At 53.2% G+C, this 15756-nt stretch carries 16 protein-coding genes; 3 read left to right on the forward strand and 13 right to left on the reverse strand.

What is annotated here, in order from left to right; genetic code table 11:
* Positions 1–3: 3 nt before the first annotated feature.
* The 3 genes from J3P88_RS13610 to J3P88_RS13620 all read right to left on the reverse strand — a co-directional run bounded on the left by J3P88_RS13610 (position 4) and on the right by J3P88_RS13620 (position 2772).
* Positions 4–1770 carry a S8/S53 family peptidase gene (locus J3P88_RS13610; protein WP_434575853.1) on the reverse strand — a complete coding sequence of 589 codons (1767 nt, stop codon included), beginning with the start codon at positions 1768–1770 and terminating at the stop codon, positions 4–6.
* A gap of 98 nt (positions 1771–1868) precedes the next feature.
* Positions 1869–2435 carry a DUF6630 family protein gene (locus J3P88_RS13615; RefSeq protein ID WP_434576446.1) on the reverse strand — a complete coding sequence of 189 codons (567 nt, stop codon included), beginning with the start codon at positions 2433–2435 and terminating at the stop codon, positions 1869–1871.
* A gap of 43 nt (positions 2436–2478) precedes the next feature.
* The gene (locus J3P88_RS13620) at positions 2479–2772 is read right to left on the reverse strand and encodes a hypothetical protein (RefSeq protein ID WP_434575854.1); all 294 of its coding nucleotides are present in this window, start codon (positions 2770–2772) and stop codon (positions 2479–2481) included.
* Positions 2773–3003: 231 nt separating this feature from the next.
* Here J3P88_RS13620 and J3P88_RS13625 point away from each other — a divergent pair, with 231 nt between their 5' ends.
* The gene (locus J3P88_RS13625; RefSeq protein ID WP_434575856.1) at positions 3004–3651 is read left to right on the forward strand and encodes a DUF998 domain-containing protein; all 648 of its coding nucleotides are present in this window, start codon (positions 3004–3006) and stop codon (positions 3649–3651) included.
* 18 nt (positions 3652–3669) lie between these two features.
* Here J3P88_RS13625 and J3P88_RS13630 read toward each other — a convergent pair whose 3' ends face one another.
* Positions 3670–4485 carry a hypothetical protein gene (locus J3P88_RS13630; protein WP_434575858.1) on the reverse strand — a complete coding sequence of 272 codons (816 nt, stop codon included), beginning with the start codon at positions 4483–4485 and terminating at the stop codon, positions 3670–3672.
* A gap of 76 nt (positions 4486–4561) precedes the next feature.
* Positions 4562–4723, reverse strand: coding sequence for a DUF2986 domain-containing protein (locus J3P88_RS13635; RefSeq protein ID WP_434575860.1), 162 nt, complete (start codon positions 4721–4723; stop codon positions 4562–4564).
* Positions 4724–4903: 180 nt separating this feature from the next.
* Here J3P88_RS13635 and J3P88_RS13640 point away from each other — a divergent pair, with 180 nt between their 5' ends.
* Positions 4904–5635, forward strand: coding sequence for a hypothetical protein (locus J3P88_RS13640; RefSeq protein ID WP_434575862.1), 732 nt, complete (start codon positions 4904–4906; stop codon positions 5633–5635).
* A gap of 8 nt (positions 5636–5643) precedes the next feature.
* Here the strand turns inward: J3P88_RS13640 and J3P88_RS13645 are convergent, their stop codons facing one another.
* Together J3P88_RS13645 and J3P88_RS13650 are read right to left on the reverse strand one after the other, a co-directional pair.
* Positions 5644–6672 carry an alpha/beta hydrolase gene (locus J3P88_RS13645; protein ID WP_434575864.1) on the reverse strand — a complete coding sequence of 343 codons (1029 nt, stop codon included), beginning with the start codon at positions 6670–6672 and terminating at the stop codon, positions 5644–5646.
* 25 nt (positions 6673–6697) lie between these two features.
* Positions 6698–7144 carry a cyclophilin-like fold protein gene (locus tag J3P88_RS13650; RefSeq protein ID WP_434576449.1) on the reverse strand — a complete coding sequence of 149 codons (447 nt, stop codon included), beginning with the start codon at positions 7142–7144 and terminating at the stop codon, positions 6698–6700.
* A 125-nt stretch (positions 7145–7269) separates the two neighbouring features.
* Here J3P88_RS13650 and J3P88_RS13655 point away from each other — a divergent pair, with 125 nt between their 5' ends.
* Positions 7270–8163, forward strand: a complete 894-nt coding sequence (locus J3P88_RS13655; RefSeq protein ID WP_434575866.1) for a LysR family transcriptional regulator — start codon at positions 7270–7272, stop codon at positions 8161–8163.
* A gap of 122 nt (positions 8164–8285) precedes the next feature.
* Here J3P88_RS13655 and J3P88_RS13660 read toward each other — a convergent pair whose 3' ends face one another.
* The 6 genes from J3P88_RS13660 to J3P88_RS13685 form a co-directional block, all read right to left on the reverse strand.
* Positions 8286–8816, reverse strand: a complete 531-nt coding sequence (locus J3P88_RS13660; protein WP_434575868.1) for a hypothetical protein — start codon at positions 8814–8816, stop codon at positions 8286–8288.
* A gap of 510 nt (positions 8817–9326) precedes the next feature.
* Positions 9327–9518 carry a hypothetical protein gene (locus J3P88_RS13665; protein ID WP_434575870.1) on the reverse strand — a complete coding sequence of 64 codons (192 nt, stop codon included), beginning with the start codon at positions 9516–9518 and terminating at the stop codon, positions 9327–9329.
* 447 nt (positions 9519–9965) lie between these two features.
* On the reverse strand, positions 9966–10394 hold the full coding sequence (locus J3P88_RS13670; RefSeq protein ID WP_434575872.1) for a hypothetical protein: 429 nt from the start codon (positions 10392–10394) through the stop codon (positions 9966–9968).
* Positions 10395–10923: 529 nt separating this feature from the next.
* Complete coding sequence (locus tag J3P88_RS13675; RefSeq protein ID WP_434575874.1) at positions 10924–11361, reverse strand: hypothetical protein; 438 nt, start codon at positions 11359–11361, stop codon at positions 10924–10926.
* Positions 11361–14180 carry an RHS repeat-associated core domain-containing protein gene (locus J3P88_RS13680; protein WP_434575875.1) on the reverse strand — a complete coding sequence of 940 codons (2820 nt, stop codon included), beginning with the start codon at positions 14178–14180 and terminating at the stop codon, positions 11361–11363. The genes J3P88_RS13675 and J3P88_RS13680 overlap by 1 nt, the downstream gene beginning before the upstream one ends.
* Before the next feature lie 17 nt (positions 14181–14197).
* Positions 14198–15682 carry an RHS repeat domain-containing protein gene (locus J3P88_RS13685; RefSeq protein ID WP_434575876.1) on the reverse strand — a complete coding sequence of 495 codons (1485 nt, stop codon included), beginning with the start codon at positions 15680–15682 and terminating at the stop codon, positions 14198–14200.
* Positions 15683–15756: the final 74 nt, after the last annotated feature.

A 15756-nucleotide genomic window follows, 5' to 3' on the forward strand; every position in this document is an offset into this window, starting at 1 on the left:
GGTTCACCGCACACGATCACGGCTTTGCGCCGCCAAATCCAGGGCCTTTTGCATGTCCAGCCGTGCCGAGCGGCCGACGTCCTTGTCGTTGAGTTGGTAGCGGCGTTCCGACGGCAGGATGGGCGCGGTGAGGTCTTCGCCGTCCATCTGTTCGAAGTCGTGGTTTTCGCCGATGGTCATGGCGCTGCGGCGTAACAGCATGCGCAATTGCTCGGGTTGCAGTTGCGGGTTGATGGACAGCATCGCCGCCAGCAGGCCCGCGACCATGGGCGTGGCGTAGGACGTGCCGCAATGCACGGCGCTGTCCTGGCCGGCGCGGGTCGTCGAGGCGTGGGCGCAAGCGGCGGCGGTGATGTCGACGCGCATGTCGATGTTCGAGGAGCTGCGTTTGACCGCATAGGCCGGGTCGTCGACGGCAACGCCAGTATGCTCGCTGCGCTGGTGCCCGCCGACCACGAGCAATTGCTCTGTGATGAAGGAGGAGGGCAGGCGATATTCGTCGCTGCCCGAGAAGGAAGAACCATTGCCGGCGGAGTTCACCACGATCACGTCGGGATGCGCCTTGCGCAGCCAAAGGAAAAACTCTTCCAGCAGTTCTTCGTAGCCACCCATGGCGAGGCCCGAGCGCAGCAGCGAGTCGACGTCATCGCCCTTGATGTCTTTGGCGCCGACGCGGTGGATGCCCCAGCTCCAATTGAGCACACGCACGCCGTCTTCCACGAGGTTGACCGAGGCGGCGATGTTGGCGGTGATGCCGGCATCGGAGTTACGTTCGACGATGACCTCGAAGCCACCGCTGGCCTTGTCCAGGCCACGGAGGAAACCGGTGTTGCCGCTGTCATCCCAACGTGCGGCGAGGATGCCGGCGACGGTCGTGCCGTGATTGTCCGGTTTGTCTGCATCGCGGGCGTACACGCAAGTGCGCGGCGGCGAGCAGGCGCCGAGGTCGTCCGCGAAATCCGTCGTGTCGAAGTCCACATCGCGCTCGATCAGGCCAATGCGCACCGGTTGCGGCTGGATGGGTGGCTGACGGCCGGGGATTCGCCGTTGGTAATAGTTCACTGCGTCGAGAAAGCGATTCGCGGCCCATTCGTCGGAGTCCAGGGCGGGTTTTTTCGGTTCTTCAGGGTGGGCTGGGGCCTGCTCGGTTTCTTCAGCCGAGGACTCCTCGATCACCACGGCATCCACGCTGGTCTCGCTGCCCAGGCGTAGCACCAGTGCATCGCGCTGCACCAGGTCCTTGGCGGGCAAGCGAAGTTGGTACAGGTTCAGCGGCGCGATGCTGCCGACCACCTTCGCGCCGTACTTGTGGGCCAGGCGCTCGGCTTCCTGGCGACCATCGCGGTCTTCCTCGATCAGCACGCTGACCAGATCGACATAAGTGGTCAGGCCGTCCATGTTCTTTGCTACTTTGTCCGGCCCGGCGGCCAGCACGTGACTGTTGCGCAAAGTCAGCCAGGCGGCATTGCTGGTGCGTGAGCCGTCTTCCAGCCAGAGCGGGCCGCTCTGGTAGTCGGCGGCGTCCAGGCGCACGCGCAGGTTGTTCCCTTCGCGTTGGACCGTGTCTGCGGGTATTGCCTTTGCCGCCAGTTGCAGTTGCGGCGTTGCATCACCCAGCCCGCGCGCTGTCAGACACCAGTCCTGGTGTTGGCTTTGCAACAGGTCGCCGCAGCGTTTCAGGCTTTCCAGGCGCAGCGGTTCCGGCGCAGCGGTCGCCGTGCAGGTAGCCAAGGTGAACAGTGCAGCGAGAGCAGTGGATCTTAGGAGCATGGGGCCAGGTTTCTTTGTCGAGGGTCTTGTTGCTCCGACTGTTATGCGGTGTGCTTCGTTCAGCGGGATAACGAGATTCAGCAAATACCCATTCCGGTTCAAAAGCTCTCGAGGCGCACTGCAACACCTGCTTGCCGTGCGAGTTCGATCATGGCTGCGACCTGGTCGGCATCGGCAATGAACCCGACATATTCGTCGCCACCAGCGTCCAGGTGCAGGTAGCGTTTGTCGAACGCCATGAGCCATCGGTCGAAATTGGCCAGCGTCTCCGACATCGGCAGCGTGCCCTCATAGCGGTAGGGGTAAGTTTCTTTTACCCCGCTGGCGCTGACCAGATAGGGCACCAGATACTCGAAACCATCAAAGCCTCTCCAGTCGACGCCTAGCAACGCCAAGTGTTCGAGCTTCTGGCCTCTGTCTGCATCCAGCAAGCCTTCCACCAGCGCGGTGGCCGGCTCCTGGCCCGAGCCGTAAATGCGCAGCACACGCCTGACCAGCCTGGCACGTTCGGCGTCTGGTATACGGGCCAGTAGGGCTTGGGTAAACGCCTTCAGTTCGGCGCGATAAGGATGCAGCTCCCGCATGATCGCCGCGTCGCTGAGCGTCGTTTCCTCCGGTGGCGGCAGGGTAAAGCGGCCGCCGAACAAGCGATCAAGAATGCCCATTTTCTTTCCGTTCCTTGTGTTGCCGATCTTTTCCAGTCTACTGTTATACGCATCCCACATGAACGCGATACCGGATATCCCGATCAAAAGGGTCCTCCGGGTTTTCGTAGGCTTCTAGTGTTTCCAAGAAGCCCGTTCGCTCTAGGCTCACCAGATCTTCGAGGGTCCAATCAAAAGGGAAGTCGCTGGAAAAGCTTTCGCCCTGGTGTTCAATCCAATGAAAAACCGGGAAGGGCAGGTAACCGAGCCATTCCGATCGGTAGGTGATCTCGTCAGATTCGCCACCGATCACCATGGCGCGGATCTGGTTCTTGATGATTGTTTGGCGTTCATCCATGGTGTTTCGATCCCGATTAATGATTGACTGCGTATTCTGTGTAGAATCCGTTTTCTCCAGAATTCAAAGGATTGAGCCTGTTAATCACTTGCCATGTCCGGTACGTTATTGACCCCTCGCAGTTTCCTGCACCCGGTTCTTGATTGAGCGGTTGGACGCTTGAATCAATGCAATATTTCACATCACATCACCTCACAAAACAGACATCACAACGACAAGGAATGTCACCTCATGAAAACCATCGATCGTGCTTTGCTAGGCTTCGGAATATTGATTCCATTCTGGCTGCTTTTGGGTGTCGCACTGACTGCCCGGGCCTACCCAGGCTATAGCCATCTGGATCAAGCCATGAGCCAACTAGGCGCCGTTGGATCGCCAACCCACGGCTTCTCTGCCTGGGTGAACAACTTTCCGCTGGGTGTGATGTTCGTGCTTTTCGCGGTAGGCGTGGCGAGACGGTTCAAGGCATCGCGGATGGCCTTGCTGAGTGCCGCACTGATTTTCGTCCATGGTTTGGCAAGTTTCGTGGCCGGCTATTTTTCCTGTGACCAAGGTTGTGCGCCGGTTCAGCCGTCGGTTTCGCAACAGAACCACAACCTTGCGGGATTGGTGATGTTTATCTCGCTTACCCTGGCGGGGGCGTTGTGGGCGTTCCTTGGCAAGTCGCTGCTTTCGTCGTCCAGATTCGCCATGTTCTCGGCGATCTGCGTAGTCCTGGCCATTGTGACCGTTGTGCTGATGGCGACGGCGTTGGCCGACGGGCACTTGTTTGGCCTGTACCAGCGGCTCAACTATGGGGTTTCGGTGGTCTGGGTTGCGTCGTTGGCCGTCGTTGCCCTAAAGGGTGAGGCTGATATGACGGGCGCGTATATCAGTTAAACGCCCAGTGAAATCCACCTAATACTGGCCTACATGATGTTTCCACGGCAGGTAGTTTACCCAGACCACACGTTTGGCAGTGCCGTCAGCTTTCACTTGAAAGCCCGGCATCCTTGCGACGTTCAATTGCAGGCATCGCTGGGTGAGTGCCTGCTGTAACTCGGGGTTGGGCTGGAAGAGTCCAGGGCGCAGGCTGTGTTCTCCAAGCTCTACATCACACCGAGTGACCTCCCCCTTCGCGTTCGCCGTGAAGTCGAAGCGAGCTCTGCCGAAAGCGTTTACGGATTGTTTTCCAACAACGTTGTCCCAAAAAAAACGGCTTGCAACGGCTGCCCGTTGACGCACCCTTTGGTGATCATGAATTGACGGAGTCTCACCGGAGACGATTAAAGACATGTTGATTTCGAGGCTGCCATCGTTTGGACTCCGAAGACTTTCTGGGACGGGCTCCCAGACGCTGCTCCAACAAACGTCCGCTACAAGGTTCAGCAGATTGGAGGGTGTGCCGGCATTAGTGGATTCAGCTTCGCAGAGCACCACATCTCCCTGGCGATCAAGCTTCATCGTCAACTTGACAGTGCCTCGCAAGCCTTCGGGATTCGCGTTGAACGCGTCGCCAGCCAAGGTGGCACGCAAAACCCTGATGTAACGTCTCTCCTCCAAGCGTTTGATTTCTTCTGAGGTGAGGAATGTCGGCATGGACTTGCCGCCGCTGTCGACCCAGGCGTCCATTTTCTGTTCATAGGTCGCCTGATGGCAGCCAGGAAGAACGGCCAAGGCTGTCAACCCTATCAGGGTGGAGATTGTGCGACGGGGGTAGATAACGGTGCTCACTCATGCCTTCCTTACGGTTCAAGGGGAGTATCTTGCCTTGAATGAGCAGCGCTTCAAAGAAGGGGCGCGACGTGGCTCAGCTTTCAGGGGATGTCATGGGCGCGTCATTGGCTTCAGCTGCCAATTTCAGGCGGTCGGCTTTGCTGATGTATTGATTCTTGTTTTTGGGTGCCAGCTTGGCACTGGCTTTCTTGGCGTTAGCCTTCAATAACTGGTTTATTTTCTTGCGGCGATTCATGTTGTTCTGCTCAGCGTGTCAATGTCCGGATGGTATCAGTTTTCCGTTTTCTCAGGATTTTTCCTGACGTTGCCTTGAAGAACCAGCCGCCCACGCACGTGATAAATCGCTCAAAGGGCAACGCCTGCTATCGCCTGTACTAGGCTGTTCTCCAGGACCAATTTGTGGGAGACGGCAACGATGCCTGAATGTTTCCATTCGCTGGACGAAGCCTTTACCGCCATCGCCCGGGACAAGGAAAAGAAGCGACTCTGGACCGTCCTCACTTTCGAGGGCAGCCACCAGTTCCATCTGTTCTGGAGTGCGGCCAATGCCGGTCAGATCGTGGCGGGTATATTGAATCAAGGGTTGCCAGCCAGCCCCGAATCCGTGCCCACTGTTTTGCCTAACAAAGAGCTGCCGCAACAAAGACAAGGCGGCGTGGACAAGTCCAGCCCTGATTACGCGAAAAATGAGCTCAATCGTCAAACGGTATCGAAGACAAAAACACTGCGCGCCAACGTGGCCGATGTGCTGGCTCAGCAATGGAAAGTCAACATCTGGACCTTCACGGGGCATGCCGAGGAGCGGATGCTGCTTAACTTCGACGCTCTTTACAGCCAGTTTACCGTCGCGACAGGACCGATCCCGACGGCCATCATCTACAACTCAGACTCGCCCTGTACGGTCGACGACCCACGTGCGAGTTCCTTGTTGCAGCCGCGCTCCTGCTCGGCCAAATTGACCCAATTGGCCACGCGTTATCCGCGCACACAATTCACCGTGTTCTATTACAAGGCCTATCGCGGCAGCGGATTAGGGGCGGCGGACGGCGCGTCCTCAAGTTCGAGCGCCGACAGCTCAGCGCCGTCCTCCCAGGTTTCGCTTACTGAGGAACTCCGGAAGTTATGCGTTCGGAACGGCGTCAAATAGCCGTCCTGTCACTTCAGATTGTTCTGAAAGAAGGTCGTCAATTTGTCGAAAGGAATGAGCTCGACCCGATCATAAAGATCGACATGGCCAGCTCCGGGAATGATGACCAGTTCCTTGGGCTGACCGGCGAGCTTATATGCCTCCTCGCTGAATTCCCGGGAGTGCGCATCGGCCCCAGCAATGAACAACATCGGATGCGGTGAAATGGTCTCGATGTCATTGAGCGGGTAGAAGTTCATGAACTTGATGTTGCTGGTCAGCGTCGGGTGCGTGGTCAGGTCTTTCGACGAGCCGGATGGCGTGAACTCGCCGCGCGGGGTGCGGTAAAAATCAAAGAATTCACGTTGGATAGGATGAGTGTTGGCGTCCAACTGGTGCACCGTACCGCTGGTATAAAGCGTTTCACCGCCGGCAAACTCGACGTTACGCTGCTGGGTGGCTTGGGCAATGATCGACCGGCGCTGTTCGAGCGTTTGGGAATGTTTCAACCCGTTGCGATTGACGCCGCCCATGTCGTACATGCTCACCGTAGCAATGGCTTTCATGCGTGGGTCGATCTTGGCTGCGCTGATCACGAAGCTGCCACTGCCACAGATGCCGATCGCGCCAATCCGCTCCTTGTCGACGAAAGGCTGGGCGCTGAGAAAGTCCACCGCGGCGCTGAAGTCCTCGGCATAGATATCCGGCGAGACGGCATTACGCGGCCGCCCCTCGCTTTCGCCCCAGAACGACAAGTCCAGGGAAAGGGTCACGAAGCCTTTTTCCGCCATTTTCGTGGCATAGAGGTTGGCGCTCTGCTCCTTGACCGCGCCCATCGGGTGGCCGACGACAATCGCCGGGCTTCTGGTCTTGCCATTGAGTTTTTTCGGAATGAACAGGTTACCTGCCACGTTCATTTGATATTGGTTCTTGAAATTGACCTTCTGTACGGTTACGTCATCGCTGGTATAAAAGTTATCTGCGCCGTTGGACATATCGGCTCCTATGGCTGTGAGCGAAGTGACAAGAAGGGTGAGTAAAACGATGATCTTTTTCATTGGGGATCCTGTCGATGGGGCGTCATCAGTGTTGGGAAAAGCTCACTTGCACATCTCGCCGGCCCAGCGCTTGAGCCAACTTCTCGGTGTCGTCCACTTGCCCAAGGCGGGTGTAGGCGTAGGTCGAGTTGAAGTTCGTATAAAAGACGACCAAGGTGTCCGTGCCATACAGCATCAAGTTGCCGTTGCGGATCGTTCCCGGCTTGCTGGCTTCGGCTGGTAGCACCTGGGGAAGGGTGGCGTATTTCTCGTTACGGTTGAGATCGCTCATCGCCACCGTCAGCGGCAACAACGTGACAAACGCGCGGGTGGCCGCGTTGTCGGCCAAGGTGATGGCGAAGCGGTGTTCGCCGACGGTCATCCACATCACCCTGTTCTCCGTTTTCGAGGGCGCCGACGCGGCACCACTCATCGTTGCGTAGCCGCCAAACACGAGCATTACCGCCAGCAAACCACGCCCGGCCGATCGCATCGCAGTTGTGCATGGGTGTCTGTTCATAGGGTTCATGGTGACTTGCGAACAGTGATGCGACTAGCTAATGAATGCTTAACAAGGCTATAAGCATGGCTAATCAATCTGCTTGAAGTGCTGCTGCCATGGTCAAAAGAAACCTCAACGATTTGCTGTCTTTCGTCACGGTGGCGCGCGAAGGCAGCTTCACGCGAGCTGCCGGGGCGCTGGGCGTCACCCAATCGGCGCTGAGCCAGGCAATCAGTGGGTTGGAAGCACGCTTGCAGATCCGCTTGCTGACGCGGACCACCCGCAGCGTTTCGCCGACCCTTGCGGGCGAACGGCTGTTGCACGCCATCGGTAATCGCTTCGATGAAATAGAAGCCGAGCTGGATAGGCTCACGGAAATGCGCGACAAGCCCGCGGGCACCGTGCGCATCACCTGCGGCGATCATGTCCTGCGCACGACCTTGCTGCCCAAACTGACCGGGCTGCTGCACGATTACCCGGATATCAATGTCGAGTTCGACGTCTGCTACGAATTTCGGGACATCGTGGCGGATCGTTTTGATGCGGGCGTGCGCCTGGGCGATACCATCGACAAGGACATGATCGCGGTCCCGATCGGCCCTGCGTTGCGAATGGCTGCCGTGGCTTCGCCAGCGTACTTTGCCAATCGTGCCATTCCCGGGCATCCGCGCGACCTGGTGAACCATCGTTGTATCAACCAGCGCATGCCGACATCGGGCGGGCTCTATGTGTGGGATTTCGAGCGACGGGGCAAGCAGGTGAACGTGCGAGTAGATGGCCAACTCATTTTCAACACGTCGACTCATATCGTGCAGGCGGCAGTCGCTGGGCTGGGCATTGCCTATCTGCCAGAAGAGGAGTTTGAACCCCACCTTCAAGAGGGGCGGTTGGTGCGCGTGCTGGAAGACTGGTGTCCGCCGTTTTCAGGCTACTATTTGTACTACCCCAGCCGGCGGCAACCTTCGCCTGCGTTTACATTGGTTGCCAATGCGTTGCGTCAAGCCGATTAAGGGCGAGCGATGCTTCAAATAAGGGGGGCGGCGCATGTCTACTAGTTCATGCAAACGTCGATTCGTGGATACGATTTTCAAGTAGTCATAGTCGTAACACTTAGTAATTCATATGCTAGCCCTTATGAGAATCTCGATATCCACCAAGTGATATAGGTTTCAAGGTAATTATTTGACCATGATATGTATTTCAAATCTTGGTGGCTGCTCAGGTGTTTTACAGTCAGTGTCCCGGATTTATTTGCTGGGTGTTTTTCGAGTACGGTGTCTGATGCTTTCGGAAAGTAGGATATGGAAAATAATCGTCCATTTATAAAGCCGAATTGCGCAGTGCCGGTGTTGCTGTCTATCTTGTAGTAGGGTACTTCAAATATTTTTAAGGAGAATTTTTTCCGCAGAAGGCCACTGTTTTTTTCTAAGCTTTCTAGAGTTGTAGGCTTGTAGCCTTGCGCCTCAAGGGAGCTCAAGGCCAGATCAATATGGCTGCAGCTGTAGAAATTATTTATTAGCAGGGGTGGCGACTCCTCGCAAATACGTTCAATACTCACAGGTTCTTGGTATCTGAGCACGATGGCAGCAGAAGCCACAGGCACCATGGTAATTAGTGTTGCTGTTGTTTTCGACAGTTTAAGAATAGTATTGATAGTATGCATCTTCAGAGCTCGCCTCTGTCCTTAAGGTTGAAATTCCACTTCTTTTCCCGCATTGCGTTCGTTGCGCTGCGCGGTGTAATGAGATGGTCGCCATGGAGTTTTCGGAAAAAGCGCCGCCGATACTGTGGCAATCGCGAGTGTGCTGTCAGTGGTTTATCTTCTGAAGACCGCCCCTTGACGAGGCGGTGACGCAGAGACCGTTTTGATATCGCTATAAATAAATATAAGCAAGAAGGATTAGGTCGAGTCCTAGGATGATTCTGCCAAAATTGCAGAGATTTCCAACGCTTTCTTTATAGCTATTCTTATAGAGGCACCACCATGGTCCGGCCACTACAATACTTTGGCCCTTTTTTGCATGTGGATACGCCATTATCATCAGACTTATATAAAATAGCCCCAGTATTAAAAAACATATTTGATCATTGTTTGTCCTGTTCAGAGCCGTTAAGCCGGACTTGCACAGCTTGTTCAATCCGCCTCTAGGCGATCAATGTCGGCATTTCAAACTCAGTGTCTATTTTTCATCTGGTGCATAGGTGAAAAAACCTCATCTTTGGTTTCCGAGAATCCAGTTTTAAGGCTTGCTCTTTTTACGGCTTCTTCTGCTGATGCATGATCCGCATAGACTCCTATAAATTTTATATCGTCATTTCTATCTGGCATTTGATGTGTGTGTATGACTATGTAAACAAAATTCATCACGGGATCTCTATAGTTGTCGGGTTCGAACGCACGATCACTCTATTTCCTTGTTTTATTATGCTCCGATGCGAGTCCTTTGTTGTATCCATTTTCTCCGTATTTTTTGCCCAAAAGACGATCAGCAAAATATTTTGCAGATTCGCCTTTGAATGACCTTTCTCCGTTAGCCCAGTTTGGGATGCCCTTGGCTCCATTTTTTCCGGACAGGTCAGCTATTGGTTTTTTTTCTTCTGCGTCAGGTTCGGATTCGCTTAGTAGCTTGTCGATAAGATACCAATTCAGTCCTACGCGTAGACCGGCACCAATAGCCCTCCAATAATAGTTTCAGCGTCAGGGCGGTGAGAGATTGAGGCGGTCGACAATGTTTTCAATAGTGGAACGCTACGTTCTGTGCGAATGAGTGGATCGTAGCGCTCTAGGCATTACATGTTTTGTGTCGGTGAGTCACCACCAAGATGGCGCATGCAGTGATGCATTGAAATCTAAGGACTTTAAATAACTAAGTAGAGCCAAATCTCTAACCAATATCATTCCTTCGTGACCTATTGTACATGCTTGCCATTCAGGGTTTTCGGGGCTGTAGATACATAGGCTGTCACAATTTTTTACTATGATGTTTTTTTCTTGGGTGATGTTATTTATTAATGCGTCGGTCACCCGAAGTCGCTGAGTGCAGCTGGCAATAACGTCATTTGTGTAAGTGGTAACTGGCGCTGCATTAACTGTGATTGATTTATAAACGCTGGCGCCTAATATGGTATCGATGGTGGAGTCCGGATGCAACCAGGCAACTAAGTCAAAAGGTGCCTGATTTGCAAGTGCAGAAATCAAGTCCATTTGCCTCTCAAAGTTGTTTTCTTCAATGTAGATCATTTTGAGTGCCTCTGAGGTATTGTTTGTTTTCAGTGTGGTTTGGATGGTTTTTGGTCATCGAAGAAAGTCGTTTGTAAATCATTATAGGCGTAGCTAATGTTTACGTTGTCCGCTGTGACGGTAAGAGGTTGCTTGTTTGCGTCATAGTGACTTTTAATGTGTTGCCAAAGTCATCAGTGATAGTTGTAATGGTGTTTAGGTTTCACTAAATAAACGTTACGGCTTGGTGCAAGCCGTAACGCTAGGAAACTGATAGGTGGGTCATCAAGTTTAAATTGTTAATTCCAATTTTTCCTCGTGCTCACACTGGCTTTTTCATGGTTTCAACGGTTCCCACTATCCAAGCATTTATCTATTCCAATCTGCTCGCGATCTGCTCGAGTAGCTAGTGTGAGAAGTAATGTTTTTTCATTTGTTTAATAACTGTCGTTTAGTCCGCTTTGCTTGAAGGGGGAGCGCAAGGCTGTTTCGATGCAATGAGCATCGCAAAGCTAAATTCTTGTCGCAGGTTGCTGGTTTTTACATTAAATTAAGTGCCGCATTTGGCAGCAATCCGCTGCCGCCAAGTTATAGAAAATGTGTAGAAGCCTATGTTTGGGTTGAACTCAACCCCTGCACGCAATACCCCCTTGCAGTACTCACTGATGAGACCACTATCATTTATACGGCTCCATCCAGTTGACTCGAGACCTGATTTGTAATAATCGAAAATTTGGCTTTGGGTCAGTGCGGTCTTATATCGTTTTGAAACTATCGCTGTGCTCATCTTGTGATTGCTCGATTCGTTTATGAGTACAGCACCACCAGGAGGGCGGACTTTCTCAGCTTCACTAATAAGGACTGAAATCCCCACGTAGCTATTTTTTTTCTCTCTTTGACTTGTAGTCCAGTAAAAAATAGTGGATAGGACAATCAAGGCAAGAATGGCCTTGGCCGACAGGATGAGGTGGTTTGTTTTGTGCTTCATTATTTGTTTGTCTGGCTGTTAACTGACCCAGGAGTTGCCGCACCACCACCAATCCCAACTCCGACATTTATTGCTGCGCCGGCAGCGTTTCCAGCAAAAGCACCGCCAAAACCGTAGTAATAGTTGGCCGATGCTCCATGGCCAGTCAAATAGTCATTCAACTGAAGTTTTGATGGCATGAGCGGGGATAGAAGAAAACCAGCTGATGCATTTATGCCAAACCCACTGCTCGGGTATCCGCGTGTAACACCGCAGCCACAAAATCCGTCACCATATCTGGTGTAAGTCACGCTGCATGTCATCATATAAACACTTGCCTCGGCAGAGACATAATCTGGTGCATAAAGATTCTGCCATGTTGAGGCTCCCCTTGCTTGTGCAGCCTGAACTGCAGGTGAACTCATAGTAGATTGCGCTTTCCCGTAGTTAGAAAGTTGATCCGCACTCATGCCGCCGACTCCTGGGAATGCTGATTGCTGCCCCCAGAAATCGAACTTGGAAATTGGGTTCCCCTCTACGTACCCATAGGTATTAAGGCCACCATTGAGCCCAATCGGATCACTCTGCACATAGCGTCCAGTCTTCGGGTCGTAATCACGAAAATAGTTATAGTGGAGTCCAGTCTCGACATCGTAATACTGACCGGGAAATCGCAGGTTGATTTCCAGTTGTCCGCTGGCTTGCTTTGTACCAAATGCATCGGAAACCCACTCCCATACCTTGGTTCGCGCCGCGTTCGTTGCGATTCGCGGTGTGTTGAGGTGGTCGCTATGGAGGTAGAACTCGGCGCTGTTTGCTGGCGCGCCCGTTGCACCGTAGCTCACACTGATGCCGCCCAAGGGCACCCCGTCGAGCCAGATATAAAACTGACTTCTCAGCTTCTTGCCTTGGTTATCGAATACATGCTCGACAAGAAGTTCGCCACTCAACCCGTAGATAAATACCGTAGTGCCTTGAGAGGTGATTTTTTTGGTTCGTTGGCCGAAAGCGTTGTAGCGGAACCGAGCCTTGACAGCACCCTTGATTTTCACTGTGCTCAGGCGATTCTGCTCGTCGTAGGAAAACTGACGATTGGCGCGGTCTGCGGTCAGGTTGCCTGCCGCGTCGAAGTCTACCGAGTGGGTGCCTGCCTGCGTCAACCGATTGTTGCTCGCGCCATACTGATAAGACGTGCCAGCGGTGACACGCAACTCGCCGTCAATCAACGTGCTGAGCGCCTTTCGGGTGCGGTTACCCGCGGGATCATAAACGTAAGTCATCTGGTTGAAAGCAGTAGATTCTCCTACCAGGCGATCCAGCGGGTCATAACTGTAGCCATGGTTGTCGACTGAGTCGCGTTGCATTTGAGTCATGTTTCCCTGGCCGTCGTAGGTATAGGCGTTGCTCTGGCCGGCAACGGCTTGAGCGGTCAGCCGATAGTCCAGATCATAGGTACGTTGAAGCGTAGTACCGTTGGCCCAGGTCAGGCTTTTAAGCGGACCGAAAGGTTGATACGTGATATTGCTGGCGAACGCGGTCGGCTGCCCCGTGCCGCGCCGGACCTGCACATGGCTGATTTGTCCTGTGGTGTTGCGCGAGTAGACGACGCTGAAACCTGTTGGATAATCGATCCTGCTCAACCGATTGGCGACATCGTATCCATAGCCGATTTGTTCTGGCTGAGTCGTTGTGTTTGCGGGCGCTGTTTGCCGCTGGGCTGTAACGTTGCCTTGGGCGTCGTAGGTGTAATTCAACACCCCGTTGACGTCCTCCACGGCTGTCAGTCGGCCGATGCCTTTGTTACCGGCGGCAATCGAATCGTAGTGGAACTGAACGTCCAGTGCCGGATTCGTCGGATAGCGGCGGGCGGTCAGGCGATTGAGCGCATCGTAGGTAAAAGTCGTGACCACACCACGCGCGTCCACTTGTTGCGTTACGTTGCCTGCGGCATCGTACTGATAGTCAGTGGCGCCGCTGTCAGGGCTGTTCAACCGCGTCAGGTTCCCCAGGCCGTCGTATTGATATTGAGTGGTTACACCACGTGGGTCGCGGACGTGCGTGAGGTTATCTTGAGCGTCGTACTCAAGTTGAGTGATGCCATTCAGCGGGTCAGTATTCGTCACCCATCGGTTCAGTGAATCAAAGGCCCGTTGGTGACTGTGATTGCGGGGATTGGTCAGCGCGATCGGATTATCGTTGAGGTCGTACTGTGTCTGGCTTGTCTGGCCGGCCGCACCCACTGAGCGCAGCAAGCGACCCAGTTCGTCATACACCCATTGATGTTGTTTGGTCAGCTTACCGGTCTTGTCCTTGATCCGTACTGCAGTCCGGTTCCCCATCGTGTCGAGATCAAATTCGATCTGTTCCCCTGCGTTATTGGTCACTCGGATGAGCCGCCTTGCGTCGTCCCACGTGTAAGTCGACCAACTATTGTCTGCGCGAATGATCTTGGTGATGTCGCCCACGGCATTGTGCTCAAGGCGAACAGTGCCGGTAGCGGTACTCAACGACCTCAGCCAGCCTTGTGGTGCATAGGTCAGGTTTGTAATAACACCATTGGAATCGACAACTGTCTTAGGACTGCCGGCGGCGTCAAAGTTGGAAAATGTGGTGGTGTGCCCGAGCGCGTTGATAATGCGCGCCAGATGTCCTTTGGCATCGTAAGCGTAGCGGGTAATGTCGCTGACATCTGTTCGGGGCCCATCTGACGACTCCAGCTGCCCCTGGGTATTGTAGGTGAGCGACCAGCCACGTTCGGCGGCTTGGCAAAGAGGAAGGGTGGTAATGGTTCCGCCCAAAGCGAGGGCGAGCAGAGCAACCTTGCATGTCAATGTGTTCATATTCAGATCCTTCTGAATTAACGTGAAATTGTTGTTTTACTGAGTTGGCGCCCTTGAGTGTCGTAGGTGTAGTGAATGGAGCGATCCGGTTCGTTTATGCGCACTGGGGAATACAGCGTCGGGTGCCATTCGGTGGTGGTTGTTCTCGCTTGAGAAGTGCCGCTCGCTTCCGTGCGAGAGGTTTCCAGGCCTCGGTCGTTGTAGAGATAAGTGGTTATATTGCCGTTGTTGTCTGTTTTTGTTGTCAGCAGACCGCGGGTGTCGTAGGTGAAAGTTGAGTTGCTGTCGGGACAATTGGCTGATGGAAGGCCCGCAATGGACTTGATGCGTTTGACGCCTTGAATCAATTCAAATTGATATCGAATTTTCTTACCCAGTGCGTTGATTACCGTTGATGACCCATCAGGGTTGTAGTCGACTGAGATTTTTTCCATACCGGCTGCGTGTTCACTCGTAATGGCGCGCCCTTGATCATCATAAGTCCATGTGGCATAACGTACCCCGCGCTCATCTATAATGCCGGTCAGCAGTCTGCTACCTTTCGGGTCTTCGTAGAGATATTGTTTATTCTCCGTATGGGTCGGATAGGTTTTGGTCATGGAGGTTAGCTGTTTGTAATTGTTGAAGGTATAGCTAATGCTTACGTCGCCCGCAGTAACGGTAAGAGGTTGTTTTAACGTGTCCTCGGTAAATTTTAAGGTGTTACCAAAACCATCAGTAACGGTCGCAACGTTGTCTAAATAGGCGATGCTCAGCGCGCTACCTGATTTAATAAGCGCAATTAACCTTCCGTTGCTATCAAATTCAAGTGAGCGATTATTGCTGGCGTGATAGCTCCAACGGTCCGACTGATAAACGAGTGTTCCTGTTTCGGGTGGCCTCGCCTCATAAGATGTCCCATTTTTTTCAAAAAAGGATCGACTTCCATCAAGGTGAAAAAGCGTGATCAAGTTTTCTTCGAGGCTGAGCCTGGATGAATAACTGTGCCGCCATACGCCATCAACGCTTCTGTAGAATCTTGAGAAGTTAAGTGGATTTGCACTTGGGTGTGAATGCGCAGTTGAGTAATCGTTCTCCGTTTGTATTTTGTAGCCTGTCGCGAAATTTATTGGGTTTCCCGCCAGGCTCAAGGGGCAGCCACTGTCGAGGCCTTGAGTCTCGCATTGGCCTGATGACTTATTGAATTGTTGGTTTTCGCTGCATGTGTTGCCGCTGCGGAGAATGGCTACAGCGCCAAAAGAGTCGTTTAACGGATCCTTGCCATATATCATGTGGCAATACCAGATGTGATCTTCCTCCGTTGCCACCGCTGGCGTGTAATTCCAGGTTTCTTCATATTCTTCATGTAACCATCTACAGGCCAATTCGGGTGAGGGTTGTCGCTCTTGAAGGTGTTTCGGGAATTGTTGAATCGTCCAGTAATACTCTTCTGCCAGCGTAAGAAAGCTTGCTGTAAGTGATAAGAGCAATAGAGAGTGCGTAAAAAGCTGTTTGTGTAGCATTTCAGGATTCCTTCTGATGTCAGATTGTTGCTCCCCTAAATGATGTCGAAATTGATCGCTGTAAAACGATACAT

This window comes from Pseudomonas sp. Z3-6, from assembly GCF_051131985.1.
Classification (GTDB): Bacteria; Pseudomonadota; Gammaproteobacteria; order Pseudomonadales; family Pseudomonadaceae; genus Aquipseudomonas; species Aquipseudomonas zanjanensis.

Coding starts and splice junctions, on each gene's coding strand:
- J3P88_RS13675 (WP_434575874.1), bottom strand. CDS start 11,361: ATGAAGCACAAAACAAACCACCTCATCCTGTCGGCCAAGGCCATTCTT.
- J3P88_RS13650 (WP_434576449.1), bottom strand. CDS start 7,144: ATGCGATCGGCCGGGCGTGGTTTGCTGGCGGTAATGCTCGTGTTTGGC.
- J3P88_RS13625 (WP_434575856.1), top strand. CDS start 3,004: ATGAAAACCATCGATCGTGCTTTGCTAGGCTTCGGAATATTGATTCCA.
- J3P88_RS13685 (WP_434575876.1), bottom strand. CDS start 15,682: ATGCTACACAAACAGCTTTTTACGCACTCTCTATTGCTCTTATCACTT.
- J3P88_RS13610 (WP_434575853.1), bottom strand. CDS start 1,770: ATGCTCCTAAGATCCACTGCTCTCGCTGCACTGTTCACCTTGGCTACC.
- J3P88_RS13645 (WP_434575864.1), bottom strand. CDS start 6,672: ATGAAAAAGATCATCGTTTTACTCACCCTTCTTGTCACTTCGCTCACA.
- J3P88_RS13620 (WP_434575854.1), bottom strand. CDS start 2,772: ATGGATGAACGCCAAACAATCATCAAGAACCAGATCCGCGCCATGGTG.
- J3P88_RS13660 (WP_434575868.1), bottom strand. CDS start 8,816: ATGCATACTATCAATACTATTCTTAAACTGTCGAAAACAACAGCAACA.
- J3P88_RS13655 (WP_434575866.1), top strand. CDS start 7,270: ATGGTCAAAAGAAACCTCAACGATTTGCTGTCTTTCGTCACGGTGGCG.
- J3P88_RS13615 (WP_434576446.1), bottom strand. CDS start 2,435: ATGGGCATTCTTGATCGCTTGTTCGGCGGCCGCTTTACCCTGCCGCCA.
- J3P88_RS13640 (WP_434575862.1), top strand. CDS start 4,904: ATGCCTGAATGTTTCCATTCGCTGGACGAAGCCTTTACCGCCATCGCC.
- J3P88_RS13670 (WP_434575872.1), bottom strand. CDS start 10,394: ATGATCTACATTGAAGAAAACAACTTTGAGAGGCAAATGGACTTGATT.
- J3P88_RS13665 (WP_434575870.1), bottom strand. CDS start 9,518: ATGAATTTTGTTTACATAGTCATACACACACATCAAATGCCAGATAGA.
- J3P88_RS13680 (WP_434575875.1), bottom strand. CDS start 14,180: ATGAACACATTGACATGCAAGGTTGCTCTGCTCGCCCTCGCTTTGGGC.
- J3P88_RS13635 (WP_434575860.1), bottom strand. CDS start 4,723: ATGAATCGCCGCAAGAAAATAAACCAGTTATTGAAGGCTAACGCCAAG.